This is a genomic window from Streptomyces flaveolus, from assembly GCF_014648815.1.
GTDB lineage: Bacteria > Actinomycetota > Actinomycetes > Streptomycetales > Streptomycetaceae > Streptomyces > Streptomyces flaveolus.
In genome coordinates, this window is record NZ_BMRV01000021.1 from 27890 (window position 1) to 53514 (window position 25625).

At 72.5% G+C, this 25625-nt stretch carries 30 protein-coding genes; 19 read left to right on the plus strand and 11 right to left on the minus strand.

The genetic code is table 11. From position 1 onward, the window contains the following. Nucleotides 1-60: 60 nt before the first annotated feature. The 3 genes from IEZ05_RS33000 to IEZ05_RS33010 are packed head-to-tail and all read left to right on the plus strand — an operon-like array spanning nt 61 to nt 3121. Nucleotides 61-921 (plus strand): ABC transporter ATP-binding protein, encoded by an 861-nt coding sequence (locus IEZ05_RS33000; RefSeq protein ID WP_189233986.1) that lies wholly within the window; start codon nt 61-63, stop codon nt 919-921. Next, the gene (locus IEZ05_RS33005) at nt 918-2441 is read left to right on the plus strand and encodes an ABC transporter permease (protein ID WP_189233987.1); all 1524 of its coding nucleotides are present in this window, start codon (nt 918-920) and stop codon (nt 2439-2441) included. The genes IEZ05_RS33000 and IEZ05_RS33005 overlap by 4 nt, the downstream gene beginning before the upstream one ends. Next, nucleotides 2432-3121: an ABC transporter gene (locus IEZ05_RS33010; RefSeq protein WP_229869967.1), complete on the plus strand. Its 690-nt coding sequence runs from the start codon at nt 2432-2434 to the stop codon at nt 3119-3121. Before IEZ05_RS33005 ends, IEZ05_RS33010 begins: the two co-directional genes overlap by 10 nt. Before the next feature lie 51 nt (nt 3122-3172). Here IEZ05_RS33010 and mshD read toward each other — a convergent pair whose 3' ends face one another. Further along, nucleotides 3173-4099 carry a mycothiol synthase gene (gene mshD / locus IEZ05_RS33015; protein ID WP_189233988.1) on the minus strand — a complete coding sequence of 309 codons (927 nt, stop codon included), beginning with the start codon at nt 4097-4099 and terminating at the stop codon, nt 3173-3175. A 181-nt stretch (nt 4100-4280) separates the two neighbouring features. Between mshD and IEZ05_RS33020 the strand changes: the two genes are divergently transcribed. Next, on the plus strand, nt 4281-6104 hold the full coding sequence (locus tag IEZ05_RS33020) for a bifunctional metallophosphatase/5'-nucleotidase (RefSeq protein ID WP_189233989.1): 1824 nt from the start codon (nt 4281-4283) through the stop codon (nt 6102-6104). Between the two features lie 72 nt (nt 6105-6176). On the opposite strand, the gene IEZ05_RS33025 is transcribed toward IEZ05_RS33020, so the two are convergent. The 6 genes from IEZ05_RS33025 to IEZ05_RS33050 all read right to left on the minus strand — a co-directional run bounded on the left by IEZ05_RS33025 (nt 6177) and on the right by IEZ05_RS33050 (nt 11748). After that, entirely contained in the window at nt 6177-7616 is a 1440-nt protein-coding gene (locus tag IEZ05_RS33025) for a sensor histidine kinase (RefSeq protein WP_189233990.1), read from the minus strand. After that, entirely contained in the window at nt 7613-8353 is a 741-nt protein-coding gene (locus IEZ05_RS33030; protein ID WP_189233991.1) for a response regulator transcription factor, read from the minus strand. The genes IEZ05_RS33025 and IEZ05_RS33030 overlap by 4 nt, the downstream gene beginning before the upstream one ends. Before the next feature lie 121 nt (nt 8354-8474). After that, entirely contained in the window at nt 8475-8660 is a 186-nt protein-coding gene (locus IEZ05_RS33035; protein ID WP_189233992.1) for a hypothetical protein, read from the minus strand. Nucleotides 8661-8680: 20 nt separating this feature from the next. Beyond that, nucleotides 8681-9772 carry a S1C family serine protease gene (locus tag IEZ05_RS33040; RefSeq protein WP_189233993.1) on the minus strand — a complete coding sequence of 364 codons (1092 nt, stop codon included), beginning with the start codon at nt 9770-9772 and terminating at the stop codon, nt 8681-8683. A gap of 111 nt (nt 9773-9883) precedes the next feature. Further along, a complete protein-coding gene (locus tag IEZ05_RS33045) occupies nt 9884-10906 on the minus strand; it encodes a LacI family DNA-binding transcriptional regulator (RefSeq protein WP_189233994.1) in 1023 nt (340 codons plus the stop codon). A gap of 68 nt (nt 10907-10974) precedes the next feature. Continuing rightward, nucleotides 10975-11748 (minus strand): response regulator transcription factor, encoded by a 774-nt coding sequence (locus IEZ05_RS33050; protein WP_189233995.1) that lies wholly within the window; start codon nt 11746-11748, stop codon nt 10975-10977. Nucleotides 11749-11982: 234 nt separating this feature from the next. Here IEZ05_RS33050 and IEZ05_RS33055 point away from each other — a divergent pair, with 234 nt between their 5' ends. From IEZ05_RS33055 to IEZ05_RS33085, 8 genes are all read left to right on the plus strand, one after another. After that, nucleotides 11983-12843, plus strand: coding sequence for an alpha/beta hydrolase (locus IEZ05_RS33055; RefSeq protein WP_189233996.1), 861 nt, complete (start codon nt 11983-11985; stop codon nt 12841-12843). A gap of 62 nt (nt 12844-12905) precedes the next feature. Further along, on the plus strand, nt 12906-13160 hold the full coding sequence (locus IEZ05_RS33060) for a MoaD/ThiS family protein (RefSeq protein ID WP_189233997.1): 255 nt from the start codon (nt 12906-12908) through the stop codon (nt 13158-13160). Nucleotides 13161-13162: 2 nt separating this feature from the next. Further along, complete coding sequence (locus IEZ05_RS33065; RefSeq protein ID WP_189233998.1) at nt 13163-14440, plus strand: hypothetical protein; 1278 nt, start codon at nt 13163-13165, stop codon at nt 14438-14440. A gap of 145 nt (nt 14441-14585) precedes the next feature. Beyond that, on the plus strand, nt 14586-15323 hold the full coding sequence (locus tag IEZ05_RS33070) for an LmeA family phospholipid-binding protein (protein ID WP_189233999.1): 738 nt from the start codon (nt 14586-14588) through the stop codon (nt 15321-15323). A gap of 236 nt (nt 15324-15559) precedes the next feature. Then, nucleotides 15560-15640 (plus strand): putative leader peptide, encoded by an 81-nt coding sequence (locus tag IEZ05_RS37155; RefSeq protein WP_350310325.1) that lies wholly within the window; start codon nt 15560-15562, stop codon nt 15638-15640. Nucleotides 15641-15767: 127 nt separating this feature from the next. Continuing rightward, the gene (locus IEZ05_RS33075; protein WP_189234000.1) at nt 15768-16613 is read left to right on the plus strand and encodes a sulfurtransferase; all 846 of its coding nucleotides are present in this window, start codon (nt 15768-15770) and stop codon (nt 16611-16613) included. A 40-nt stretch (nt 16614-16653) separates the two neighbouring features. Further along, nucleotides 16654-16941 (plus strand): DUF1416 domain-containing protein, encoded by a 288-nt coding sequence (locus IEZ05_RS33080; protein WP_100569102.1) that lies wholly within the window; start codon nt 16654-16656, stop codon nt 16939-16941. Between the two features lie 96 nt (nt 16942-17037). Next, nucleotides 17038-17298: a DUF3099 domain-containing protein gene (locus tag IEZ05_RS33085; protein WP_189234001.1), complete on the plus strand. Its 261-nt coding sequence runs from the start codon at nt 17038-17040 to the stop codon at nt 17296-17298. A gap of 4 nt (nt 17299-17302) precedes the next feature. Here the strand turns inward: IEZ05_RS33085 and IEZ05_RS33090 are convergent, their stop codons facing one another. Then, nucleotides 17303-17665: a DsrE family protein gene (locus IEZ05_RS33090; RefSeq protein ID WP_077799246.1), complete on the minus strand. Its 363-nt coding sequence runs from the start codon at nt 17663-17665 to the stop codon at nt 17303-17305. Between the two features lie 251 nt (nt 17666-17916). Between IEZ05_RS33090 and IEZ05_RS33095 the strand changes: the two genes are divergently transcribed. Genes IEZ05_RS33095 through ygfZ form a run of 3 tightly spaced genes read left to right on the plus strand, consistent with a single transcriptional unit; the run spans nt 17917 to nt 19921 of the window. Further along, complete coding sequence (locus IEZ05_RS33095; protein ID WP_189234002.1) at nt 17917-18492, plus strand: heme-binding beta-barrel domain-containing protein; 576 nt, start codon at nt 17917-17919, stop codon at nt 18490-18492. Between the two features lie 16 nt (nt 18493-18508). Further along, a complete protein-coding gene (locus IEZ05_RS33100) occupies nt 18509-18946 on the plus strand; it encodes a Fur family transcriptional regulator (RefSeq protein WP_189234003.1) in 438 nt (145 codons plus the stop codon). A 9-nt stretch (nt 18947-18955) separates the two neighbouring features. Then, entirely contained in the window at nt 18956-19921 is a 966-nt protein-coding gene (gene ygfZ, locus IEZ05_RS33105; protein ID WP_189234004.1) for a CAF17-like 4Fe-4S cluster assembly/insertion protein YgfZ, read from the plus strand. 27 nt (nt 19922-19948) lie between these two features. Here ygfZ and dtd read toward each other — a convergent pair whose 3' ends face one another. After that, entirely contained in the window at nt 19949-20374 is a 426-nt protein-coding gene (gene dtd, locus IEZ05_RS33110) for a D-aminoacyl-tRNA deacylase (RefSeq protein ID WP_189234005.1), read from the minus strand. Nucleotides 20375-20626: 252 nt separating this feature from the next. Between dtd and IEZ05_RS33115 the strand changes: the two genes are divergently transcribed. The 3 genes from IEZ05_RS33115 (at nt 20627) to IEZ05_RS33125 (ending at nt 23810) form a co-directional block, all read left to right on the plus strand. Continuing rightward, entirely contained in the window at nt 20627-21181 is a 555-nt protein-coding gene (locus IEZ05_RS33115; RefSeq protein WP_373298892.1) for an RsiG family protein, read from the plus strand. Nucleotides 21182-21272: 91 nt separating this feature from the next. Then, entirely contained in the window at nt 21273-22256 is a 984-nt protein-coding gene (locus tag IEZ05_RS33120; protein ID WP_189234006.1) for an asparaginase, read from the plus strand. Nucleotides 22257-22529: 273 nt separating this feature from the next. Continuing rightward, on the plus strand, nt 22530-23810 hold the full coding sequence (locus tag IEZ05_RS33125; protein WP_189234007.1) for a GNAT family N-acetyltransferase: 1281 nt from the start codon (nt 22530-22532) through the stop codon (nt 23808-23810). A 165-nt stretch (nt 23811-23975) separates the two neighbouring features. Here IEZ05_RS33125 and IEZ05_RS33130 read toward each other — a convergent pair whose 3' ends face one another. After that, nucleotides 23976-24161 (minus strand): hypothetical protein, encoded by a 186-nt coding sequence (locus tag IEZ05_RS33130; RefSeq protein WP_189234008.1) that lies wholly within the window; start codon nt 24159-24161, stop codon nt 23976-23978. Between the two features lie 189 nt (nt 24162-24350). On the opposite strand from IEZ05_RS33130, the gene IEZ05_RS33135 reads away from it, so the two are divergent. After that, nucleotides 24351-25262, plus strand: coding sequence for a winged helix-turn-helix domain-containing protein (locus IEZ05_RS33135; RefSeq protein ID WP_189234009.1), 912 nt, complete (start codon nt 24351-24353; stop codon nt 25260-25262). Nucleotides 25263-25310: 48 nt separating this feature from the next. Here the strand turns inward: IEZ05_RS33135 and IEZ05_RS33140 are convergent, their stop codons facing one another. Beyond that, a complete protein-coding gene (locus IEZ05_RS33140) occupies nt 25311-25499 on the minus strand; it encodes a hypothetical protein (protein WP_189234010.1) in 189 nt (62 codons plus the stop codon). Nucleotides 25500-25625: the final 126 nt, after the last annotated feature.

The window sequence follows — 25625 nt, forward strand, 5'->3', positions numbered from 1 at the left end:
CTCCACCCTCTCCTTCTCCTTCTCTTTCTTCTCCTTTCGACCTGTGTACGGGAGTGCCGTATGACCCCCACCGTTACCGCCGCCGGGCTCAGCCTTCACTACGGGCGCACCCTGGCCCTGGACGAGGTGTCGTTGCGGCTGACGCCGGGCGTCACCGGGCTGCTGGGACCGAACGGGGCCGGGAAGACCACGCTGCTGCGTGTGCTGGCGACCGCCGTGCCCGCCGACCGGGGCACCTTCACCGTGCTGGGGCACGACCCGGGCACCGCGCGGGGACGGCAGGAGGTGCGTCGGCGGCTCGGGTACCTGCCGCAGACCCCCGGCTTCCACCCGGACTTCACCGCCTTCGAGTTCGTCGACTACGTCGCGATCCTGAAGGAGCTGACCGACCGGGCCGGACGGCACCGCGAGGTGCGGCGCGTCCTGGACGAGGTCGCCCTGGGCGACGTGCGCGGCAAGCGGATCAGGAAGCTGTCCGGTGGCATGCGGCAGCGGGTCGCGCTCGCGGCGGCGCTCGTCGGTGACCCCGGGTTCCTGGTCCTCGACGAACCGACGGTCGGACTCGATCCGGAACAGCGGATGCGGTTCCGGGAGTTGATCGCCGGGGCGGGAGAGGGGCGGACCGTGCTGCTGTCCACCCATCAGACCGAGGACGTGGCGATGCTCTGCCACCGGGTGGTCGTCATGGCCGCCGGAGCCGTGCGCTTCGACGGGACCCCCGCCGAACTGACCGCGCGGGCCGCCGGGCGCGTGTGGAGCAGTACGGAACGCGACCCGCACGCGAAGGCCGGGTGGCGCACCGGCACCGGCTCCTTCCGGAACGTGGGCGACCCGCCCTCCGGCGCCGAACTGCTCGAACCCACGCTGGAGGACGGCTACCTGCTGACCCTCGACGGCGCCGGTGCGGAGGTGGCGGCATGAGCACTGTTCAGACGTCCGCCCCGCCCGCCGTGGACGCCGGGCCGCGCGGCGGCGGTGCCCGGGCCGTGCTGGCCCTCGCCCGGTTCGAGGCACGCCGGCTGCTGCTGAGCATCCCCGTCGTCGTCGCGTTCGTCGCCTACGTCGCCTGGATCGTGTGGCGCACCCGCAGCTCCTGGGACGGATATCCGGCCCTCCAGGACGCCGACCGCGCCACCCAGGGCGGGCCCCTCCTCGTCGGCCTCGCCGTCCTGGTGTCCGCCAACTTCGCCGTCCTGCGCTCCGCGCGCCACGGCACGGAGAGCCAGTTCGCGATCCTGGTCGTGGCGCCCTGGCGCCGTACGGTGGCACACGCGCTCGCCGTCGTACCGGCCGCCGCGCTCACCGCGCTGTGCGTGGCCGGACAGTTCGCGTGGGAGGCGGCCAAGGACGGAGCGGTCGGGGACGGTTCACCGGCCGAGCTGCTCGTGGGGCCCCTGACGGTGCTGCTGTTCGGGGCCCTCGGTGTGCTGCTGGCCCGGGTGCTGCGGTCGCCGCTCGCCGCGCCGCTGCTGGTGGTCTGCCTGCTGTTCACGCTCGTCCTCGGCACCGGTACGGGCGGTACGGGCGGGCTGTCGTGGCTGTCCCCGGTGGTCGTCGAGGGCGGTGCCAAGTCCCTGCCCTCCGACCTGCTCGGGCGGCCCGCCGCCTGGCACGCCCTGTACCTGGCGGGCGCCGCCCTGTGCGTGGGCTTCCTCGCGGTACTGGTGGCCGGCGGACGCGGACCGGCCGTCCGGGCGGGCGTCGCCCTGACCCTCGCGCTGGCGGTCGCCGGCGGAATACTGCAGGCCCGGAGCGCGGACCCGTCGCCCGAGCTGACCGAGGCCCGCGAGCGGGCCTCGGTGAGCCCGGAGAAGGAGCAGACCTGCGTCGGGCACGGTCCGTCCACGTACTGCGCTTTCCCCGAGTGGGAGACCCGGACCGGTACCTGGGCCGGGGTGGTGGACCGCGTCCAGTCCCTCGCGGGCGGCACCGCGCACGATCAGCGGCTCCTCGTACGGCAGCGCATAGACGCCCGGTACGGACTGGGGGACGACGCCGCGATCCCCGCGCTGAGCGCACCGCACCGGGTGACCGTGGGCACCGCCTGGGGCGGCAACCGGGTCCCGGAGTTCTCCACCGCCGTCGCCGCCGTGCTGGTCGCGGGCAGCGAGGAGGCGGGGAGCGCGGTGTGCGACGGGCGCATGGTCACCATCATGTGGCTGTCCCTCAGCTGGCAGGACGACCCGATGAACGCCCTGCGCCGCGTCCGTCTCGACGACAGTGTCGAGGGATCCGCGATGGTCCTGTCCCCGACCGACCCGCTGACCATGACGGAGGGTCAGACCGACGTCGTACGGCAGCTGCTCGAGAAGCCGCGCCCCGGTGTCGCCGAGCGGGTGAAGGCGCACTGGGCCGAGCTGACCTCCCCGGACGTCACGACGGACGAGGCCGCCGGGCTGCTGGGCGTGGCCGGGCCGAAGAAGGCGGACTCGTGCGAGTGACGCGCGCGCTGGCCGGCCCCGTGTGGCGCACGCTGCCGTGGCGGTCCCTGGGCTCCGCGGGCGCCCTCGGGCTGCTGCTCGCCGGGACGCCGAGGATGGCGGGTGCCGAGCCGACCCCCTGGCAGGCGCTCACCCTGCTGCGGGGCGTCGCCCTGGTCGGCGCGCTCGGCCTGGTCTTCCTGCTGGACGACCGGGCCCGGCACCTCACCGCGCCCGTCCCGACCCGGCGCCCCCTCCGGCAGGCCCTGCGGGTGGCCCTCGTCGCACCGCCCGCCGCGCTGTGGTGGACGGCGGTGCTACTGCTCGCGCCCTCGGGTACACGGCCCCCGGTCGGCGACATCACCCTGGAGGCCGCGGCGATGTGCGTGCTGGCGCTCGCCGGTGCCGCGGCGGCGGTACGGCTGACGGACGAACCGCGCCCCGGTCCGGCCGTCGCGGCGGCCCTGCTGGTCGTCGCCGTTCTCGCGCCCCTGCTGATACCCGACGACTGGGCGCTGTTCGTGGTGCCGGACGACCCACGGTGGCCCGTGGCGCACGACCGCTGGGCGATCCTGCTGGCGGCGGTCGCGGTGGCGTGGGCGGTGTGCGGACCGGAACCGGTGGGCCGGCGCGGGCGGCGAGGACGGTCGCGAGCCGTCACCCTGCCCGGGCCGCCCCGCGCTCCCGGCGGGCAGGCGTAGGGCGCGGGGGACGGCTCGCGTCTCCGGCAGGCGCGGCGCGCAGGTGACGGCTCACGTCTCCGTGCGGTACATCAGGTCCGTCTCGTGCGTGACGAAGCCGAGGCGCTCGTAGACGGACACCGCCGCCTTGTTGTCGGCGTCGACGTACAGCATCGCCGTGGGCAGGCCCTGCTCCGCCAGGTGCCGCAGGCCGATGGTGGTCAGGGCCTTGCCCAGGCCGCCGCCCTGGGTGTCGGGACGGATGCCGAGGACGTACACCTCACCGAGCCGTTCCTCGGCGTGCACCTTCGTCCAGTGGAAGCCGATCAGTTCGCCCCCGCGTTCGGCCAGGAAGAACCCCGCGGGGTCGAACCAGGCCTCGGCCTTGCGGTCGTCGAGGTCCCGCTGTGTGAGGGCGCCCTGCTCGGGGTGGTGGGCGAAGGCGGCGGCGTTCACGGCGAGCCAGGCCGCGTCGTCCCGACCGGGCACGAAGGTGCGCACGCTCACGCCCTCGGGCAGGCGCGGGTCCGGCAGGTCCAGGCCGGCCAACGGGCGTCGCATCTGCCGCAATTCGCGGAAGAGGGTCAGCCCGAGCACCTGCGCCAGATGCCGGGCGGCGGAGTGGCCGCCGTGCGCCCAGATCCGCAGCCGCTTGCCGGAGGCCGCGAGCAGCGCGGAGCCCAGCGCCCGCCCGTGCCCCTGCCCCCGGTAGGAGGGGTGGACGACCAGTTCGGCGGCCGGCGGCTCCACCGGGTCGGTGTCCTCCAGCTGGGCGTAGCCGACGAGTTCGCCGTCCACGGTGAGCAGCAGGTGGGCGACGCCCTCCCGCGCGCCACCGCGCAGCTGGAGGCGCCCCTGCTCGGACACGGCGTGCTGCCCGTCGTTCCGGGCGGCCTCGCCGAGCAGGGCGAGCACGGCTTCGGTCTGTTCCGGGGTGAGTGCGGCGAGGGTCTCGATCGAGCGGGGGCGGCCGGGCCGCACGGTGTCGTCGCTGGTCATGCGTACGAGGGTAAGGGGCGGGCCCGGCAAAGTGGCGGCACAGGACGACGAAGGTAAACCAGGCTGTAACCCGGAAACCCCTGTCGCGCTACGCGCGTTGACTCTAGGCTGCGCCGACGGGCCGTCCCTCTCCTCGACGGCTCGCACCAGCAGATCCGCAGGCAGACCCACAGGGGGGCGCATGCCAGCCACAGCACAGTCGTACCAACCGCGCCGCAGACGCCGCGTCAACCGCCTGCTCGCGGTGACCGCCGGTGTCGTCACCGCGGGAGCGCTCGCCGCCGCGGCGTTGCCGGCGTCGGCGACCGCGGGCGAGAGCCACCGCGGTCACCAGCCCGATCACCGGCCGGGCCGCTACCAGGACGTCCAGCTCCTCTCCTTCAACGACCTGCACGGCAACCTGGAGCCCCCGGCCGGCTCCTCCGGCCGGGTCACCGAACTCCAGCCGGACGGCACCACGAAGACGATCGACGCGGGCGGCGCCGAGTACCTCGCCACCCACCTGCGCCAGGCCCGCAAGGGGCACCCGTACTCCGTCACCGCGGCCGGCGGCGACATGGTCGGCGCCTCCCCGCTGCTGTCCGGCCTGTTCCACGACGAGCCGACCATCGAGGCGCTGAACAAGCTCGACCTCGACGTGACGTCCGTCGGCAACCACGAGTTCGACGAGGGCGCCAGGGAGCTGGCCCGCCTGCAGAACGGCGGCTGCCACCCCACCGACGGCTGTTACACGGACGAGGAGTTCGAGGGCGCCGACTTCCCGTACCTGGCGGCCAACGTCCTGGACGAGAAGACGAAGAAGCCCCTCCTGAAGCCGTACTGGGTGTGGAAGCAGAAGGGCGTCAAGGTCGGCTTCATCGGCGTGACCCTGGAGGGCACCCCGAACATCGTCTCGGCTGACGGCGTGAAGGGCCTGCAGTTCAAGGACGAGGTCGAGACGATCAACAAGTACGCCGAGGAGCTGCGGCGCCAGGGCGTGAAGTCGATCGTCGCCCTCGTCCACGAGGGCGGCTTCCCGGCGTCGTCCTCCTACAACTACGACTGCGACTCCCCGGGCGCCGGCGACGGCATCTCCGGACCGATCGTCGACATCGCCAAGAACGTCACGCCCGAGGTGGACGCGCTGGTCACCGGCCACACCCACAACGCGTACGTCTGCACGATCCCCGACCCGGCGGGCAACCCCCGCATGGTCACGTCGGCCGCGTCCTTCGGCCGCCTCTACACGGACACGACGCTGACGTACGACCGCGCGACGGGTGACATCGCCCGTACGGCCGTGAAGTCGGCGAACCACGTGGTGACGCGGGACGTCCCGAAGGCACCGGACATGACCCGTCTGATCGAGCGGTGGAACACCCTGGCCGCACCCATCGGCAACCGTCCCATCGGCTACATCTCCGGCGACATCAACCGCGACGGCACCGAGTCCCCCCTCGGCGACCTGATCGCCGACGCGCAGCTGGCCTACGGCAAGTCCCTGGACCCGGAGACCGACCTGGCCCTGATGAACCCGGGCGGCATCCGGGCGCCGCTCACGTACGCGGCGAAGGCCGGTGAGGGTGACGGCGTGGTGACGTACGCCGAGGGCTTCACGGTCCAGCCCTTCGCCAACACGGTGAACCTGCGCAGCTACACGGGTGCCCAACTGATCCAGGCCCTCAAGGAGCAGGTGACCGGCGGCAACGAGGCGGCGCCGAAGATCCTCCAGATCTCGTCCGGTCTGACGTACACCCTGGACCTGACGAAGACGGGCGCGGACCGGGTCGTCACCGGCTCCATCCGCCTGAACGGCGCCCCGATCGACCCGGCGGCCACCTACCGCGTCGCGATGAACGGCTTCCTCGCGGGCGGCGGCGACGGCTTCACCACGCTGGGCCGGGGCACGGACGAACTGGTCGGCACGGACGACCTGACGGCCCTCGAGCAGTACCTGACGGCCAACTCGTCGGCGTCGGCCCCGATCGCCCCGCCGGCCGCGGACCGGATCACGGTCGTGCAGTAACGGCTTCCGGCACCTCTCTCGGCGAGGCCCGGGACGCGTCCACCCGGTACGCGGCCCGGGCCTCGTGCCGTGTCAGTCCTCCCCGTCCGCCGCGCCCAGATCCGGCGGCGGCACAGGCGCCCCCGGCAGTCGCACCGTGACCGTCGTGCCGCCGCCCTCCGCCGGGGTCAGGGTCACCTCGCCGCCCGCCTGCTGGACCGTCCGGGCCACGATCGACAGGCCGAGGCCCGAGCCGGGCAGCGCGCGGGCCGACGGGGAGCGCCAGAAGCGGTCGAAGACGTGGGGGAGTTCCTCGGCGGGGATGCCGGGTCCGTGGTCGCGGACGGTGAGGACTCCGTCGGCGAGGCGTACGGCGACGGTGCCGCCGTCCGGGCTGAACTTCACCGCGTTGTCCAGGATGTTGACCATCGCGCGCTCCAGGGCGGAGGGCTCCGCCCGTACGTACCAGGGCCGGACGTCGGCGGTGATCGTCAGCTCCGGTCCGCGCAGGCGGGCCCGGCGCAGCGCCGACTCGACGACGTCCTGCCAGGCGAGGATCTGCGTCCTGCCCGCGTGCTGGCCGGTGTCCGGGCGCGACAGCTCCTGGAGGTCGCCGATGAGCGCGGCGAGCTCCGTCATCTGCGCCTTCACGGAGGCGAGGAGCGCCTTGCGGTCGGCCTCGGGGATCGGGCGGCCGGTCTCCTCGCTGCGGGAGAGCAGCTCGATGTTGGTACGCAGGGAGGTGAGGGGCGTGCGGAGTTCGTGGCCGGCGTCGGCGATGAGCTGCTGCTGGAGGTCGCGGGAGCTGGCCAGGGAGGAGGTCATCGAGTTGAAGGAGCGGGACAGGCGGGCGATCTCGTCCTCGCTGTCGTCCTCCACGGGGATGCGGACGTTCAGGTCCTCGGTCCGGGCGACGTGCTCGACGGCCTGGGCCAGGTCGTCCACCGGACGCAGCCCGGCGCGGGCGACGGCGGCTCCGGCGGCCCCGGCGCCGACGACGCCGATGCCGGAGACGAGCAGGAGGACCCAGACCAGCGAGGACAGCGGCTCGGTGACCTCCTTCACCGGTTTGGCGACGGACACGGCGATGCCCGGCTGCACCTGCTTGGTGAGCCGGTCGACGACCGGGCGGGTGTAGACGCGGACCGTGGTGCCCTCCGTGGTTCTGCCGGTGTGCAGCGTGCTCTCCGCCAGGCCGTCGGCGACGGCCACGTCCGCGTCCTGCACGCGCATCTCCTCGCTGCCCGGATCCACGCACGTGGAGCCGTCGGAGTAGAGGATCGTCACGATGGGGGCGTTGGGTGCCTGCGGCAGCTCCTGGGGATCGGCCGACCGGCAGTTGGCCAGCATGCTCTGCAGAAGCTGGCTGGAGACCTGCTCACCGCGCAGTTGGTCGTCCAGCTGGTGGTACAGCTGGTTGCGGACCACGAACCAGCACGTCACCGAGACCGCCGCCACCGCGAACGCCACCGCCGCCGCGACCAGCAGCGCCAGGCGGGAGCGCAGGGGCAGGGTGCGGAACCGCTTGATCACTCCGCGCCGCCCTGCCGCAGGACGTAGCCGACGCCGCGGACCGTGTGGACGAGGCGCGGTTCGCCGCCCGCCTCGGTCTTGCGGCGCAGGTACATGACGTACACGTCGAGGGAGTTGGACGACGGCTCGAAGTCGAAGCCCCAGACCGCCTTCAGGATCTGCTCCCGGGTGAGGACCTGGCGCGGGTGCGCCATGAACATCTCGAGGAGGGTGAATTCCGTGCGGGTCAGCTCCACCGGCCGCCCGGCCCGCGTGACCTCCCGCGTCGCCAGGTCCATGGTCAGGTCGGCGAAGCTGAGGGTGTCGTCGTTGCCGGCGGTGGCCTCGAGCGCCGCCGCGTAGGAGCTGCGGCGCAGCAGCGCGCGGATGCGGGCGAAGAGTTCGTCCAGCTCGAAGGGCTTGACCAGGTAGTCGTCGGCACCGGCGTCCAGGCCGGTCACCCGGTCGCCGACCGTGTCGCGGGCCGTCAGCATGAGGATCGGGGTGGTGTCGCCCGCGCCGCGGATCCGGCGGGCGGCGGTCAGGCCGTCCATGCGGGGCATCTGGATGTCGAGGACGACGAGGTCGGGCCGGTACGCCGCCGCCTTCTCCAGGGCGTCGGCGCCGTCGACGGCGACCTCGGTGCCGTACCCCTCGAAGGCGAGGCTGCGCTGGAGGGCTTCGCGGACCGCCGGCTCGTCGTCGACGATCAGGATGCGCTGGGTGTCACGGTCGCGGTCGCCTTCTGCGGGACTCATGGGCTCGGGTTCCTCGGGTGCGGTGGGTAGGGGCTGCCAACGCCTTCAGCGTCGCACGTCCGAGTCGGCCCGTGCGGTGCCGCAGGCCGGGGCCGGCGCCCTGCGGCGCGGTGCGTGCGGGTCATCCCCGTACGGCGCGGCGACGGTGTGCCGCGGTGCGGGCGGCGGCGCGAGTGGCGGCGCGGGCCGACACCTCCGGCGCCCGGGGCACCGGAGGGTGCAGTGCGGAGGCGACCTCCAGGGCGAGGACGACTCCGGCCGGGCCGCCGTCGATGGACGTCGCGGCGTGCGCGATCCGCTGGATCATGGCGTGCTGCGCTCCTTCGCTCAGCCGTCCGCGCCCGCCCGCAGCGTGGCCAGGTCCGCCTTGACGGTGTTGATCGGGATGGCGAAGCCGAGACCGACGCTGCCCGCGTCCGCCGACGAGGACGAACCGGCCGCCGAGTACATCGCGGAGTTGATGCCGACGATGTTGCCGTTCATGTCGATCAGCGCGCCGCCGGAGTTGCCCGGGTTGAGGGAGGCGTCCGTCTGGATCGCCTTGTACGTCGTCGTGGACGAGCCGGTGTCGCCGTTGAACTGCTGGCCGCCGAACTCGAACGGCCACTGGCCGCCCTGCCGCTGCTGCTCCTGCTGCTGTCCCTCGTCCGCCGACACGGTCACGTCACGGTTCAGGGCCGAGACGATGCCGCTGGTCACGGTGCCGGTCAGGCCCTCGGGGGAGCCGATCGCGACGACCTGGTCGCCGACCTGGACGCCGTCGGAGTCACCGAGGGTGGCGGTCTTCAGACCGGAGGCGTTCTCCAGCTTGATCAGCGCCAGGTCCTTCTTGCTGTCGGTGCCGACGACCTGCGCGCTGTACTGCTTGCCGTCGCTGGTCGTCACCTTGATCGACGAGGCGCCGGACACGACGTGGTTGTTGGTGATGATCTCGCCGTCACCGGTGATGATCACGCCGGAGCCGGTGGAGGAGCCGGCGTTGGAGGCGGCGCTGATCTCGACGATGCTCGGGCTGACCGCCCGGGCCACACCGGCGACCGTGCCCTTCTGGCTGGAGGGCACCACGGTGGTGCTGGTGGAGCTGGAGGCGACGGTGTCGCCGCCGGTCAGCTCCTGGATGCCGAAGGCGGTGCCGCCGCCGACGGCCGCCGCGACGATCGCCACGGCGGCGAGCAGGGCGACCGGACCGCGCCGGGTCCGCCTGCGGGGCGACGGGGCGGGCTCACCCGGCACCGCGGCCATCGGAGGGTGGGGCGGCTGGGCCGGCGGAGGCGGCCACTCCGGGTTCACGGGGCTCGCGTGGCTCTCCGGGCTCGCGTGGCTCTCCGGCGAGGAGGCGTGCTGCTGGGCGCCCTCATAGGGGGTCACGTACGGATGCGCGTTCTCGTACTCGCCGCTGCGGCGGAAGCTCTCGGTCATGTCCATGAGCTTCGCGCCCGCGGATGAGAGCTTCCTGAGTCCCGCCTGAGAAGCCCGGCAGAACCTCGTATGCCCGATATAAAGGCACCCGGCTCCAGTGACCGCCGGAGGCTACTCGCAGCCGCAGGAGCGCCGTACCACCAGCCGCGACGGGAACACCTTCAGCCGCTCCCGCCGCGAGCCCGCGACCCGCAGCCCGTCGTCCAGGACCAGGTCGACGGCGGACCGCGCCATCGCCGACCGGTCGGAGGCGACCGTCGTCAGCGGCGGGTCGGCCAGGTCCGCCTCCTTGATGTCGTCGAAGCCGGCCACCGCCAGCTCGCCGGGGACGTCGATGCGCAGCTCACGGGCCGCGCGCAGCAGGCCGATCGCCTGGTCGTCGGTGGAGCAGAAGACCGCGGGCGGGCGGCGCGGCCCGGCGAGGACCTCCAGGGCCACCTTGTACGCGTCGTAGCGGTTGTACGGCGCCTCGAAGAGCCGGCCCTCGGTGGAGAGCCCGGCCTCCTTCATCGCCCGCTTCCAGCCCTCGACGTGGTCGGAGACCGGGTCGCCGACGGACGGGGTGTCGGCGGTGCCGCCCATACAGGCCACGTACTCGTACCCGTGTTCCAGCAGGTGGCGCACCGCGAGCTGGGCGCCGCCCAGGTCGTCGGTGACGACGGCGACGTCGTCGATGGCCTCGGGACGCTCGTGCAGCAGCACGACCCGGGCGTCCCACGCCTCGATCTCGGCGGCGGCCAGGTCGTTCAGGGCGTGGCTCACCAGGATCAGGCCGGAGACCCGCATGCCGAGGAAGGCACGCAGGTAGTGGACCTCGCGCTCGCCGACGTAGTCGGTGTTGCCGACGAGGACCATCTTCCCGCGCTCGGACGCGGCCTGTTCGACGGCGTGGGCCATCTCCCCGAAGAAGGGCTGGCGGGCGTCCGGGATGATCAGGCCTATCAGGTCCGTGCGCCGAGACGCCATGGCCTGGGCGACCCGGTCGGGCCGGTACCCCAGCTCCTTGATCGCGGCGAGGACACGCTCGCGCGTGGCCGGGGCGACCGGCCGGGGTCCGTTGTTGATGACATAGCTGACGACGGCGGTCGAAGTCCCCGCCAGTCGCGCCACATCATCCCGAGTCACCTTGGCCACGCGCGGAGTCTACGCGGATGGACCGGCTCCGGGCAGGGCGTATCAGCCCTCGGTCCGCCCGGTGACGCTCAGGCCTCGGCCGCGGCGGGCGCAGCCTCCGCGGCGTCCGCCTCGGCCGTGGACCCCGTCTTCGCTTTGGGCTCCTCCGCGGCCCGCTCCTTCTTCTCCGGTTTCTCGGGCGTGACGAAGCGGTAGCCGACGTTGCGGACGGTGCCGATCAGCGACTCGTGCTCGGGGCCGAGCTTGGCGCGCAGCCGCCGTACGTGCACGTCGACGGTGCGGGTGCCGCCGAAGTAGTCGTAGCCCCACACCTCCTGGAGCAGCTGGGCGCGGGTGAAGACCCGGCCCGGGTGCTGGGCGAGGTACTTCAGCAGCTCGAACTCCTTGAACGTCAGGTCCAGGACCCGGCCCTTGAGCTTGGCGGAGTACGTCGCCTCGTCCACCGACAGGTCACCGTTGCGGATCTCCATGGGGGAGTCGTCGCCGACGATCTGCTGGCGGCCCATGGCCAGCCGCAGCCGGGCCTCGACCTCCGCCGGACCTGCGGTGTCCAGCAGCACGTCGTCGATGCCCCAGTCGGCGGTGACGGCGGCCAGGCCGCCCTCGGTGACGACGAGGATCAGCGGACAGCCGAGGCCCGTGGAGCGCAGGAGCTGGCACAGGCTGCGCACCTGGGGGAGATCGCGGCGCCCGTCGACGAGGATGACGTCGGCGCCGGGGGTGTCGACGAGAGCGGGCCCCTCCGCCGGGGCCACGCGGACGTTGTGCAGCAGCAGGCCGAGGGCGGGAAGCACCTCCGTCGACGGCTGGAGGGCGTTGGTCAGGAGCAGCAGAGAACTCATCGCGCCCCACCTGCCTGGGTCGTCTTACGGTCGTGCACGGTTCGCTCGCCCATAACGTCTGGTTCCTCCTCGGTCCCTGCGAGGACGTTTACGGCACTGCTTCGTACGGTGCGGACCCCGCGCCCGTGGAGTCCGCTGCGAGTCCGGGAGGTGAACGCTGGTGAACGCTCCCGAAAGCACAAAAGGACCCGGGGGCTACGTCGCCCGAGTCCTCTGCCCAGCAGAATAGCCGACATGAGCGACGGTCGGGCAGGTCATGTGGCGCGTTCCACGATTCGTCCACATCCTGGGACGTCCCGGGGGACGGCGGGGCGGACGCCCCGCCGCACGCCCGCACGGACGTTTCTGCGCACGTCGGACGGGGTGCGCATCGACGCCGTGTACGACCCCGGTCCGGACCGGGGGGACGCCGCCGACCTGGTGTTCGTCGTCGCGCACGGGTTCACCGGCGACGCCGACCGCCCGCACGTGCGCCGGATCGCGGAGGCGTTCGCGCGCCGCGGGGCCGTCGTCACGTTCTCCTTCCGGGGTCACGGTGCCTCCGGCGGGCGTTCGACCGTCGGCGACCGGGAGGTGCTCGACCTCGCGGCGGCGGTGGCCTGGGCGCGCGGCTTCGGTCACGCGCGCGTCGTGACCGTGGGCTTCTCCATGGGCGGCTCGGTGGTGCTGCGGCACGCCGCTCTGTACGGCGACGACAGTGCCGCTCGCACGGACGCCGTCGTGTCGGTGAGCGCCCCCGCCCGCTGGTACTACCGGGGTACGGCCCCCATGCGCCGGCTGCACTGGCTGGTGATGCGGCCCGCCGGGCGGCTGGTCGGCCGCTACGGCCTGCGCACCCGTATCCACCACCGGGACTGGGACCCGGTGCCGCTGTCGCCGGTGGAGGCGGTGCCGCGCATCGCGCCGACGCCGCTGCTCCTCGTGCACGGCGACCGGGACGGCTACTTCCCCCTCGACCACCCCCGGATGCTGGCCGAGGCGGCCGGTGACCACGGCGAACTCTGGGTGGAGCCCGGCATGGGCCACGCCGAGCACGCCTCCGGTGAGGAGCTGCTGCGCAGGATCGGCGACTGGGCCGTGGCGCGGGCGGGCTAGCCTGACGGTGTTCACCGCCGATCGGCACGGACGCCGATCGGCACCGGCGACGAAGGATCCAGATGGCAAAGGTCACGGTGCGCTACTGGGCGGCCGCGAAGGCCGCGGCGGGAGTGGCCGAGGAGCCGCACGAGGCGGCCACGCTCGCCGACGCGCTCGACGCGGTGCGCGAGAGCCACCCCGGCGAACTCACGCGCGTGCTGCTGCGCTGCTCGTTCCTCGTCGACGGCGACCCCGTGGGCACGCGCGCGCACGAGACGGTACGGCTGGCCGACGGCGGCACGGTCGAGGTGCTCCCGCCGTTCGCGGGAGGGTGACGATGACCGACCAGCCGTATCACGGGCAGCAGCCGCATCAGCCGTACGAGGGACACGAGGGGTACGACGCCCCGGTGTGGCCCGGACAGCACCAGCAGGGCGAGCACACGCAGCAGTGGCAGGGCCAGACCTGGGAGACCCAGCTGCAACCGCCCGTCCCGGCGGAGGAGACGGCGTACCTGCCCCCGCAGGGGGACAGCGGGTACGGCGGTGGGTACGGCGGGCAGGCGTACGGATCGCAGCCGTACCAGCCGCAGCCACAGCAGTACCAGCCGCAGCCGCAGCAGCATCAGGCGCAGCCGTACCAGCCGCAGCAGTACCAAGCGCAGCCGCAGCCGCAAGCGCAGCAGTACCAGCCGCAACCCCAGACGTACGCCCCCCAGGCTCAGCCCCAGCCGCAGCCCTACGCATCCGAGCCCCCCGCCCTCCCCACCGCCCCCGAGCCCTCGCCGGCCGCGCCGGCCGCGGCGGCCACCGCCTCCACCGACGCACCCGAGTACGGCCCGGCCACCCTCGCGGGCAACGCCCGGATCACCGACGCGCAGCGGGCCCGGGCCGAGGGGCGTTCGCCGATCATCGATCCCGGGATGCAGCCGGCCGCGCTCACCGCGCTGCTCGGACTGCTGCTGGCCGGTGCGGCCGCGGTCGGCACGTACGCGCTGCTCGTCCCGCTGATCGTCCTCCAGGCCGTCACCGCGGCGGGCTGGTTCCGGCTGAACGGCATGTGGCCCGCCCGGCAGGGCATCGCGCTGGGCTTCGCGGGCGCGCTGGCCGCGGACGCGGCGATGCTGGTGTCGGACCGTTCCCCGGCGGCGCTCCTCGGCACGCTCGGCGTATGGGTGCTGCTGTCCCTGGTCCTGCAACTGCGGTCGCACGCCGACCCGGACGAGCGGATGTACGGCCTGATGGCGACCGTCGCCGCGGCGGCCCTGGCCGTCGTGGCGGGCGGCTACCTCGCGGCCGACGCGGACGCGGTGACGGTCGGCGCGGTCGCCGTGGCGGTGGCCCTCGTGGCCCGCGCGCTGCCGCTGCCGACGCCCGTCTGCGTGGTCGTCGCGCTGCTCGCGGCGGCGGGTGCCGGGATCGCGGCCGGCGCGGTGACGGACATCGGCACGTCGGGTGCGCTGCTCGGCGCGGGCGCCGCGGTGTGCGCGCTGATCGGGCACCGGGTCGCGGCCTACGACTACCCGTCGCGGTTCGTGCACTTCACGGCGGGTGTGGCGCTGCCGCTGGCGGCCTCGGCACCGGCTGTGTACCTGCTCGGCCGCGCGCTCGGCTGAGCAGTCCCCGGGGCCCGGACCCCGCCTGTCACAGGTGATCGACAAAAATCCGGCGGCCGGTGCCCATCGCGTTACGCTCGCGCTGGACGGCCGCCGGTCGTCGGGGGACCGCTGTCGTTGACGCCTACTGGTGGGGAACGCTCGCATGCGCGCACTGCGAATACTGTTGGTCGTCGTCGTGATCCTGGGCGGGCTCTTCGTGATCGCCGACCGGATCGCGGTCAACTTCGCGGAGGACCAGGCGGCGGACAAGCTGCGCACCACCGAGAACCTGGCCTCGACGCCGGACGTGTCGATCAACGGTTTCCCCTTCCTCACGCAGCTCGCCGGCGGTGAGCTCGACGAGGTCGAGGTCGGCATCCACGACTACGAGGCCACCACCGGCGACGGCGCCGAGAAGATCCGTATCGACGATCTGCGGGCGGACATGAGGGGCGTCGAGTTCTCCGGCGACTTCAGCTCCGCCACCGCGGCCACGGCCACCGGCACTGCGACGATCGGCTACGACGAGCTGATGAAGGCCACCAAATCCGAGCCCACGGACATCGGGTTCGGCATCACCGCCAAGGTCGTCGGCCTCTCCGACGGCGGCAACGGCAAGATCAAGGTGTCGCTCCGGGCCACGATCCTGGGCGTCGAACTGCCCGAGCCGGTCGACGTGCTCAGCTCGGTCAAGGTCAAGGACGACGACGTCGAGGTCGTCGCCGACGGCCTGCCGACGATAGGCGGCAAGCAGTTCGCCGAGTCCCGGATCCGGGCCATCACCGACTTCCAGCAGACCATCGACGAGCTGCCCGGCGGTATCGAGCTGGACAAGGTCGAGGCGGCGAAGAACGGAGTCGAGATCACGGTGAAGGGTTCGGACGTCAAGCTGGCCGGGTAGACGACGGTCGGCACCCCGGGAGAGCCGGCGGACGCCCGCCGGCCGGCCGGTGACGAAGCGGCGTCCGACAGGCGAGACGCCGACGTCCGCACCGCAGATGTGACGGCGGAAGCGACGGGCCGCGACCCCCTCGGCGGCACCCCGGGAGCCTCACCGATCCCACATCCCGGACGATCGTGTCTCATCATGCGACACGCCGGTGACATGGCCCGGTATCCGTCCCTACGATCGAGCCTATGAAGCGACAGGCGGATCTCACGAAGCGGCGGGCAGTGGACCTGTGCCGCGTTGCCGCCATGCTCTGTCGCACCTTCTGAGCGGACGGCGACGCCGCCGTCCGGTTCCCCTCACCGCCCTGCTCAGGGCACCCGCGCGCCGCTCCGGCATGAGCGCGCACACCCTCTCACTCGCACGCCCCGCCGCAACTGCCCCGGAGGAGAAAGCATGAGCCGCAGCGACGTCCTGGTCGACGCCGACTGGCTGCAGGACCACCTGGACGACCCGACCATCGCGATCGTCGAGGTGGACGAGGACACGTCCGCGTACGACAAGAACCACATCAAGAACGCGATCCGGATCGACTGGACGCAGGACCTCCAGGACCCGGTCCGCCGTGACTTCGTCGACCAGGAGGGCTTCGAGAAGCTCCTGTCGAAGAAGGGCATCTCCAACGACCACACCGTGGTCCTCTACGGCGGCAACAACAACTGGTTCGCGTCCTACGCCTACTGGTACTTCAAGCTGTACGGCCACGAGAACGTGAAGCTCCTCGACGGCGGCCGCAAGAAGTGGGAGCTGGACGCCCGCGAGCTGGTCGACGGCACCGACGTGCCCGAGCGCCCGGCGACCGACTACAAGGCGAAGCCGCAGGACACCTCGATCCGCGCCTTCCGCGACGACGTCGTCAAGGCGATCGGCGCGCAGAACCTGGTCGACGTCCGCTCGCCCGACGAGTTCTCCGGCAAGCTGCTCGCCCCGGCCCACCTGCCGCAGGAGCAGTCGCAGCGTCCGGGCCACGTCCCGTCCGCCCGCAACATCCCGTGGTCGAAGAACGCCAACGACGACGGCACCTTCAAGTCGGACGAGGAGCTCAAGCAGCTCTACACCGACGAGCAGGTCGACCTGGCGAAGGACACCATCGCCTACTGCCGCATCGGTGAGCGCTCGGCCCTGACCTGGTTCGTGCTGCACGAGCTGCTGGGCGTGGAGAACGTCAAGAACTACGACGGCTCCTGGACCGAGTACGGCTCCCTCGTCGGCGTGCCGATCGAGCTCGGCGCCAACAAGTAAGCAACCCGACCGACCTTTTCCAACCCCTCAGGAGTACGACATGTGCGGAGCGAAGGCCGGCGGCCCCGACGCCTCGACGATCAAGCCCGGTGAGACCACCATCCAGGGCCAGGTGACCCGCGACGGCGAGCCGGTGACGGGCTACGTCCGTCTGCTGGACTCCACCGGCGAGTTCACGGCGGAGGTCCCGACCTCCGCGACGGGCCAGTTCCGCTTCTACGCGGCCGAGGGCACCTGGACCGTACGGGCGCTCGTCCCGGGCGCCAGCGCCGACCGCACGGTCGTCGCCCAGCAGGGCGGGCTGGCGGAGGTCGCGATCGCCGTCTGACGGCAGCCGCGCCACGCAACGGCCGAGGGGCCGCACCCACCGGGTTGGACGCCTGGGGTGCGGTCCCTTCGGTGTGCGCGGACCTACGCTGGACGTATGTACGCACGGCGGCGGCACGTCTACTTCGTGATGATGGGCACCTGCATCGCGCTGTTCGTCCTGGCCTGGGGCGTCGTCCGCCTCTGGTCGGTCCCCGCGGCCGTGGGCATGTGCGTGGTGGCCATGGTCATCCCCCCGCTGGCCGCGGTGGTCGCCAACCGCCGGGGTCCCGACGACCGCTGGTGGGACGACCCCTCGGGCGACGCGAAGTCCGACGAGTGGTGGGACGAGCTGGACGGCAAGCGCCGCGGACGCTGAGGGCTCAGTAGACGAGCGCCTGCGTGTCGTCGGCGAGGGACTCCTGCACGAAGACCTGGGCCCCCGCGATCCGCACGCCCTCGAGGACGTCCTTCTCGGTGATGTCGCGGCGGGCCGCGCACTGGGTGCACAGGGTCACCCGGCCCCCCGCCAGCAGCGAGTCGAGCAGATCGGGCAGCGGCGCGGCGTGCGGCAGCTCGAACTCCGCCGCCCGGCCCGGCAGGGCGAACCAGGCGGACTCGCCGGTCAGCCACAGCGAGACGTCGACCCCACTGGCCACGGCCACCGCCGCCACCGTGAACGCCTGAGAACACCGCTCGGGCGCATCGGCCCCCGCCGTCACCTTGATCACGAGCTTCTTCGCCATGGCGGAATCGTACGGCCGCCGCGAGGGCGTACCTCACAAAGTGCCGTCCGGCCCGGCCGCGTAAGCTGGGCACCGGCCCCTGTGCACACAGCGCACGCACCGCACCCCGCTCAATCGAGGAGCACCCGTGGAGATCTTCTTCGAAACCCTGCTGGTCCTGGTCTGCGTCGGCGTCCTCGCCTTCGCCGGACTGACCGTGAAGAAGCTGTACCAGGGCCAGCGCTGACCCCCCACGCCAGGAAGTTCTGCTCATGATCGAGATCCCGTCCGACCTCCACAAGGACCTCGTCCCGCTCGCCTTCCTGCTCGGCAACTGGGCGGGCGCGGGCGTGCACGACTTCCCGGGTGCCGAGAAGTGCAACTTCGGGCAGGAAGTCACCTTCAGCCACGACGGCCGCGACTTCCTGGAATACCAGTCCCACACCTGGGTGCTGGACCAGGACGGCAACAAGGTCCGCCCGCTCGAGTCCGAGCACGGCTTCTGGCGCATCGACGGCCGGCGCAAGGTCGAGGTCACGATGACCCGCGACGACGGCGTCATCGAGATCTGGTACGGCGAACTGGCCGACCAGAAGCCGCAGATCGACCTGGTGACCGACGCCGTGGCCCGCACGGCCGCCTCGCGGCCCTACACCGGCGGCAAGCGGCTGTACGGCTACGTCAAGAGCGACCTGATGTGGGTCGGCGAGAAGCAGACCCCCGAGGTCGAGCTGCGCCCCTACATGTCGGCGCACCTGAAGAAGGTCGTCACCCCGGAGGACGTCGAGCGCTGGGCCAAGGCCCTGCCGGACGACATGCCGGACGACGGGATCGCTTTCTTCAAGTAGTCCTAGACTCAGGGGTGTGGTGAGCACCGACTGGAAGAGCGACCTCAGGCAGCGCGGCTACCGGCTGACCCCGCAGCGGCAGCTGGTGCTCGAAGCCGTCGACACCCTGGAACACGCGACCCCCGACGACATCCTCGGCGAAGTGAGGAAGACGGCGTCGGGGGTCAACATTTCCACCGTGTACCGCACGCTGGAGCTGCTGGAGGAGCTCGGGCTGGTCAGCCATGCCCACCTCGGGCACGGGGCGCCCACCTACCACCTGGCCGACCGGCACCACCACATCCACCTGGTCTGCCGGGACTGCACCAGCGTCATCGAGGCCGATCTGTCGGTGGCCGCCGAGTTCACCGCCAAGCTGCGCGAGCAGTTCGGCTTCGACACCGACATGAAGCACTTCGCGATCTTCGGCCGGTGCCGGGACTGCTCCCTGAAGGGTTCAACTACCGAGTCGTAGGCTAGGCGTATGAAGAGCCCTCTGCTGTCCCTGCCCGGCGCCGTCCCCGCCGAGGGCGTGGACGAAGGCGTCGCCGCCCACTACGGCGACCTGTTCCGCGAGCAGCGTGCCCTCGCCGACGGCACCGGCTTCGTCGACCTGTCCCACCGCGGTGTCGTCACCGTCAGCGGCGACGACCGGCTGGCCTGGCTGCACCTGCTGCTCACCCAGCACGTCAGCGAGCTGCCGGCCGGCGAGGCCACCGAGGCGCTGATCCTCTCCGCCAACGGCCACATCGAGCACGCGCTGTACCTCGTGGACGACGGCGAGACCGTCTGGGCCCACGTGGAGCCCGGCACCCAGGAGGCGCTGATCGCCTACCTGGAGTCGATGAAGTTCTTCTACCGGGTCGAGGTCGCCGACCGCACCGCCGACACCGCGGTCGTCCACCTGCCGGCCGGTTCCATCGCCGCCGCCCCCGAGCGCGCCGTCGTGCGCGAGACGCCGTACGGCCGTGATCTCTTCCTGCCGCGCGAGGAACTGGAGGCCTTCGCCGCCGAGACCGGTCCGCCGGTCGGGATCCTCGCCCACGAGGCGCTGCGCGTCGAGCAGCATCGGCCCCGCCTCGGCTTCGAGACCGACCACCGCACCATCCCGCACGAGCTGGGCTGGATCGGCACGGCCGTGCACCTGCAGAAGGGCTGCTACCGGGGGCAGGAGACCGTCGCCCGCGTGCAGAACCTGGGCAAGCCACCGCGCCGGCTGGTCTTCCTGCACCTGGACGGCAGCGACGTGCACCTGCCGCCCGCCGGGGCCGAGGTGCGCCTCGCCGACGACGGGCCCGACGGCCGCAAGATCGGCTTCGTCACCACGTCCGTACGCCACCACGAGCTCGGCCCGGTCGCCCTCGCCCTGGTCAAGCGGAGCGTGCCGGTGGACGCCCGGCTGCTCGCCGAGACCACGGCGGCTGCCCAGGAGACGGTCGTCGAACCGTAGGGGGGCCTGGGGCCTGTCCGGCAGGCCCTAGACCTCGATCAGCACCGTGAACGGGCCGTCGTTCGTCAGCGACACCCGCATCCTCGCGCCGAAGCGGCCCGTCGCCACGGTCGCCCCCAGCGCGCGCAGCTGCGCGACGACCTCGTCGACGAGCGGCTCGGCGACATCACCGGGAGCGGCGGCGTTCCACGTGGGGCGGCGGCCCTTGCGGGCGTCGCCGTACAGGGTGAACTGGCTGATCACCAGGAGCGGGGCGTCGATGTCGCTGCACGACTTCTCCTCGTGCAGCATCCGCACCGACCAGAGCTTGCGGGCCAGCTGCGCCGCCTTCTCCTTGGTGTCCTCATGGGTGACGCCGACCAGGACGCACAGTCCCTCGCCGTCGATCGCCCCCACCGTCTCGCCGTCCACGACGACGCTCGCGCCGTCCACTCTCTGCACCACCGCACGCATGCCGCCATGATGCCGTGCCGCCGCGGGAGCCCGGCGGGCGGGCCGTACGGGGGCTTCTTTTTGCTCCGTAACCCCCCATCTGGGGCCGATCGGGGGCACTCGGTCACATAGCGGCCACTTGGGGTGGCACGATGCTTGCCAGACGCCGGTCGAGGGGACGGTTGAGGGATATGAGCACACCGAGTACGGGACAGCCGCCTGGGACTGTCGCGTGGACCTATCCGGGGGGGCCTCGAGCCGCCCCGGCCGCCCGTGCAGCGCACGGACAGCCCGGAGCTGCCCGTGGGCCCGCCGGAGCACGACCTGCCCGTGCTGAGCCTGCCCGAGCTGCGCACGCTGCGCCGGGACGCCCAGCGCGAGGAGGCCGATCTCAGTTACGTACGGCGGCTGCTGCAGGGGCGGATCGACATCCTGCGGGCGGAGCTGGCGCGGCGTGGGCCGGGGCCCGCGGTGGATCCGGGCGTGACGGCCGCGGAGTCCGTGGCGTCCGTCGTGGCGCGGCTGTCGGAGATCCTGACCGACGCGCCGGCCCGGCAGCGGTCCTCCGCACGCCATGTGACGCTGGGCACACCGCGCAGCGAGGAGGGCCGGAGACTGGCCGCGGAGATGCTCGGCGAGGTGGAGCTGTCCGACCTGACGGCCCGCACCGACCCGGAGCTGAACGCCGCCATGGGCCGCCTCGTGCGCTACGAGCAGCAGGTCTCCCGCCGGCGGCAGCGGCTGCAGCGGACGGCCGACGGCTGCAGCGCGGAGATCGCACGCCGGTACCGTGAGGGGGAAGCACAAGTCGACGACCTGCTCGTGTGACGCCGGGAGCGGCCTACGCCGGCCGCCCCGCGGAGCCTGGTGAACCCGGGCCGTCACGGCGGCGGGTCACCCGTCCGGAAGGCCACCGCCGATGCCCGCGTCCCCGTCCGCGCCCACGTCCGCCCTCTCGCCCGTCGCGCCGCCCGTCCTCGCCGAGGTCGTGCGGTCCGGCTTCGTCGAGGGGCGGCACCGGGGCAGTCTGGTCGTCCTGGCCGCCGACGGAGCCGTGGAGCTGGCGCTGGGGGACGTGACGGCGCCGGTCTTCCCGCGCTCCTCCAACAAGCCGATGCAGGCGGCGGGCGTGCTGCGGGCCGGTCTCGACCTCGCGGGGGAGCGGCTGGCGCTGGCCGCCGCCAGCCACTCCGGGGAGCCCTTCCACCGCGACCTGGTCCGCAAGATGCTCGACGAGTACGGCCTCGACCCGGCCCTGCTCCAGTGCCCGCCCGACCTGCCGCTGGACCCGGAGGAGCGGGACACGTACCTGGCCTCGGGCGCGGGGCCCGACCGGATCACCATGAACTGCTCCGGCAAGCACACCGCGATGCTGGCCGTCTGCGCCCAGCGGGGCTGGCCGCTGGAGACCTACCTCGACGCGGACCACCCGCTCCAGCGGCTCATCCACAGGGTTGTGGAGGACGCGGCGGGCGAGCCGGTCGCCGCCGTCGGCACGGACGGGTGCGGGGCGCCGCTGATGGCGATCAGCCTGGTCGGGCTGGCCCGCGCCTTCCGCAGCTTCGTGGGCGCCGAGCCCGGCACCGCGGAGCGCCGGGTCGCCGACGCGATGCGCGCCCACCCCGAGTACGTCGCCGGCACCCGCCGCGCCGACACCTGGCTGATGCGTGAGGTGCCCGGCACGCTCTCCAAGATGGGCGCGGAGGCCGTCCAGGCGGTGGCCCTGCCCGACGGCCGTGCGCTGGCCTTCAAGGTGGAGGACGGGGCGACCAGGGCCCTGGGTCCGGTACTGGCCCGCGCGCTGACGCTGCTGGGCGTGGACGCCCCGGTGGTCGAGCGCATCGGCCGGGCCCCGCTGCTGGGCGGCGGCCACGAGGTGGGCGAGATCCGGGCGGCCTTCTGACGCCGGGGAGTGCGCGGGGCGCGCTGCGCCGGAGTGCGCGAGGCACCGCGGGGCTGCGGGGCGTGAGTCCGCCGGTGGGCCGGTGAGACGCCAGGGCTCGCGAGGCGCCACGGCCGTCCGCGCGGTGGCCCCCGTCCCCGCTGCCGACGCGCCGACCAGCATCCCGAGGGCGGGGGCATACGAGGCGCCGGGATCTGCGGCACGCGGGGGGTGACCTCGCGGTGCGGACAAATACCCGCGACGACGGGGTGGCCGCCGACCTACCGTGAGCGCATGACCCGCCGCACCGACATCGACGTACGTCCCATAACCGAGGCCGAGTTCCCCGACTGGAACCGTGCCCTGAACACCGGCTTCCTGCAGCCGCCCGCCGTCGGCGCGGAGCAACTGGAGGCCCGTCGCAACCAGTTCGTCCCCGGCCGGCTCCTCGGCGCCTTCGACGGCGACCGCTGTGTGGCGACCTTCCGGTCCTTCGACCAGGAGGTCACCGCCGTCGGCGGGGCGCCCGTCCCGGCCGACGCCGTCTCCAACGTCACCGTCAGCCCGACCCACCGCCGCCGCGGTCTGCTCACCCGCATGATGGCGCAGGACCTGGCGGCCGCGAAGGAACGCGGAGACGTCGTCGCGACGCTGATCGCGGCGGAGTACCCGATCTACGGCCGCTACGGCTTCGGCCCCGCCACCACCATGACCGAGTGGACCGTCGACGTGCCCCGCGCCGGTCTCGACCCGCGCTGGGCCGCCCCGGAGGACGGCGGCCGGATCGACCTCGTGGACGGCGAGGACGTCCGCAAGCTGGGCCCCGAGCTGCACGAGCGGCTGCGCCGGGCCCAGCCGGGCGCGGTCAGCCGGGCCGAGCTGTGGTGGCTGGCCAGGACCGGCGCGGTGCGCATGGACGGCGCCCCGTGGACCGAGCCGTTCTACGCCGTGTACCGCTCGGCGGACGGCGAGGTCGAGGGCATGGTCTCCTACCGGGCGGACGACAGGTGGGGCGACGCCAAGCAGCCGCTGAACACGGCGACCGTCGACTGGCTGCTCGGCGTGACCCCGGCCGCCGAGCGGGCGCTGTGGCGGTATCTGTGCTCGGTCGACTGGATCACCACGGTGAAGAGCGGCTGGCGGGCCCCCGACGATCTGCTCCCGCACCTGCTGCCGGACCCGCGCGCCGCCAGGATCACCACGCAGGCGGACTGGCTGTGGGTGCGGATCCTGGACGTCGCACGGGCGCTGGAGGACCGCACGTACGGCGCCGAGGGAACGCTCGTGCTGGAGGTCGTGGACAGGTGGGGGTCCCCCCGCTCGAGCGGGGGAGGTCTGACCGGCGGGCGGTGGCGGCTGGAGGCCTCGCAGACGGGGGCGTCCTGCACGCCGACCACCGAGAGCGCCGCCCTGGTGCTCGGCGTCGGTGAGCTGGCGGCGCTGTGGCTGGGTGACGAGTCGGCCGTGCGGCTGGCGGCGCTCGGCCGGGTCCGGGAAGAGCGAGCGGGCGCCGCCCGGCTGGCCGACGCCCTGCTGCGTACGTCCAGGCGGCCTTGGTGCCCGGACATGTTCTGAGGTCGCTCCCTTCTGCAGGCGACGGGTGGACGCGCTGTCCGTAGTCAGCGCCTGCTCTTCAGTTGTGGTTGTTGTGCGGTGTGTGGTTGTCGTGCGGTGGTGCCGACCGGCTGTCCGGGCTCCCGGCTCCCCTCCGGAAGGGGGCCCGGACAGCGGTACGCCGACTCAGCCGGACTGGGCGAGCAGCATCACGAGGATCACCGCGCCGACCCCGCCGATCGCGGTGTTCTTCGCCTTGATGCCGATGGACAGGGCGGCGAACGCGATGATTCCCATCGGTCCGTACCTCCACTGCACCAGCTGCTCGAACCCGATGGCCAGAGCGGCGATGACGATGGCGATGAGCGGCATGGCGGTCCCCCTTCGGGCCGTCCCGCGCGGGACGTGTCCCCTTCTGCTGTCACGTGGTGGCCAACCCCCGAGAGGGTCCGACCACGTTGCCCAAGTTGGCAGCCAACTTCTCTGTAGTTATCTCCTCTTGGGAGCGACTCATAACCACCTTTCCGTGAACTGCCCAAAGATGGCGGGAAGTTGTAGTGTTTGGTCGTGGAGCGGGAACATGCCTCCGTCAATGGGCGGAAGAAGCCTCAGGAGCCTGCGAGAACCCATCGCGAGGTGGCCGACGAACTGCGCGCCCGGATCAGGTCCGGGACGTTGCAGTCGGGCCAGCGCATGCCCACACAGGCGCAGTTGGCCGACGAGTTCGGTGTGGAGCGCGGCACCGTCCGCCAGGCCCTGCGCATCCTGCAGTCGGAGCATCTGCTCACCAATGTGTCCAAGGGGAGCCCGGCGACCGTCGCCCCTGACCCCGGCAAGGCCCTGACCGGGCCGGACGCGCTGCCGATGCCGACCACGGTGGCCCTCGCCCCGCGGATCGCGGACGCCTTCGCGGCCCCGCACGTCACGATCGACGCGCTGTGTCTGACCGCCGTCTCCCTCACGCTCGCCATCGGCGAACCGCTGCGTCAGATCCACACCGGGCGGCGCAAACCGGCCAAGGTCGACGTCCGTGTGCTGCTGCCGGGCCGGGACATCGACCTGGCGTTCCCGGTGCCGGTGGCGGGGCGCGGCGGTGCCGGCCCGGTGCACGAGCGGTGGCTGGCCATGCGCAACGCCCAGGGACAGGTGCTCAAGCACAACCTGCTGGCGCTGCGTGCCACGCACGGCATCGACGTGAGCGTCTCCTTCCGCGCGCTGCCCTTCACCCCGCCGGTGAAGCTCTACCTGCTCAACGGCACGGAGGCGCTGTTCGCCTACTACACGCTCACCCGGCGCGAGGAGCGGGTCGGCGAGGAGGAGTTGGAGATGTACGACGCCGAGGGCACCCGCTCGACGCTGTTCGCCTTCGCGGAGGGGGCCGGCCCGCGCGACACGTCGTTCGTGCGGCAGTCGCGCCTGTGGTTCGACGCACTGTGGGAGACGATCAGTTCGGAGCTGGTGCTCACGGACTGACGGTCTCCCACATCCGATGTTCCCCGTGCGGATCCGGGGGCCGGCCCCTCACAGGGCGGGCCCCGCGACCAGCAGGGCCAGCAGCACCGCGCCGGCGGAGCTGACGGACGGGCTCTTGGCCTTGATGCCTATGGTGAGCAGGAGCAGGCCGACGACTCCGGTGGCGCCGTACCTCCACTGGACGATCTGCTCGAAGGCGATGACGAAGACCGCGGAGACGAGGGCGAGGACGGGCATGGTCTTTCCCCCTTCGGAAGCTTCGGGACGTAAAACTTCCGCCAACTCGAATAAGTTGGCAACCAACTCTGCCTAGGTTGTCCCCACTTGGCTACTAGTTATAAACAAGTTTCAAACAACTCCCGC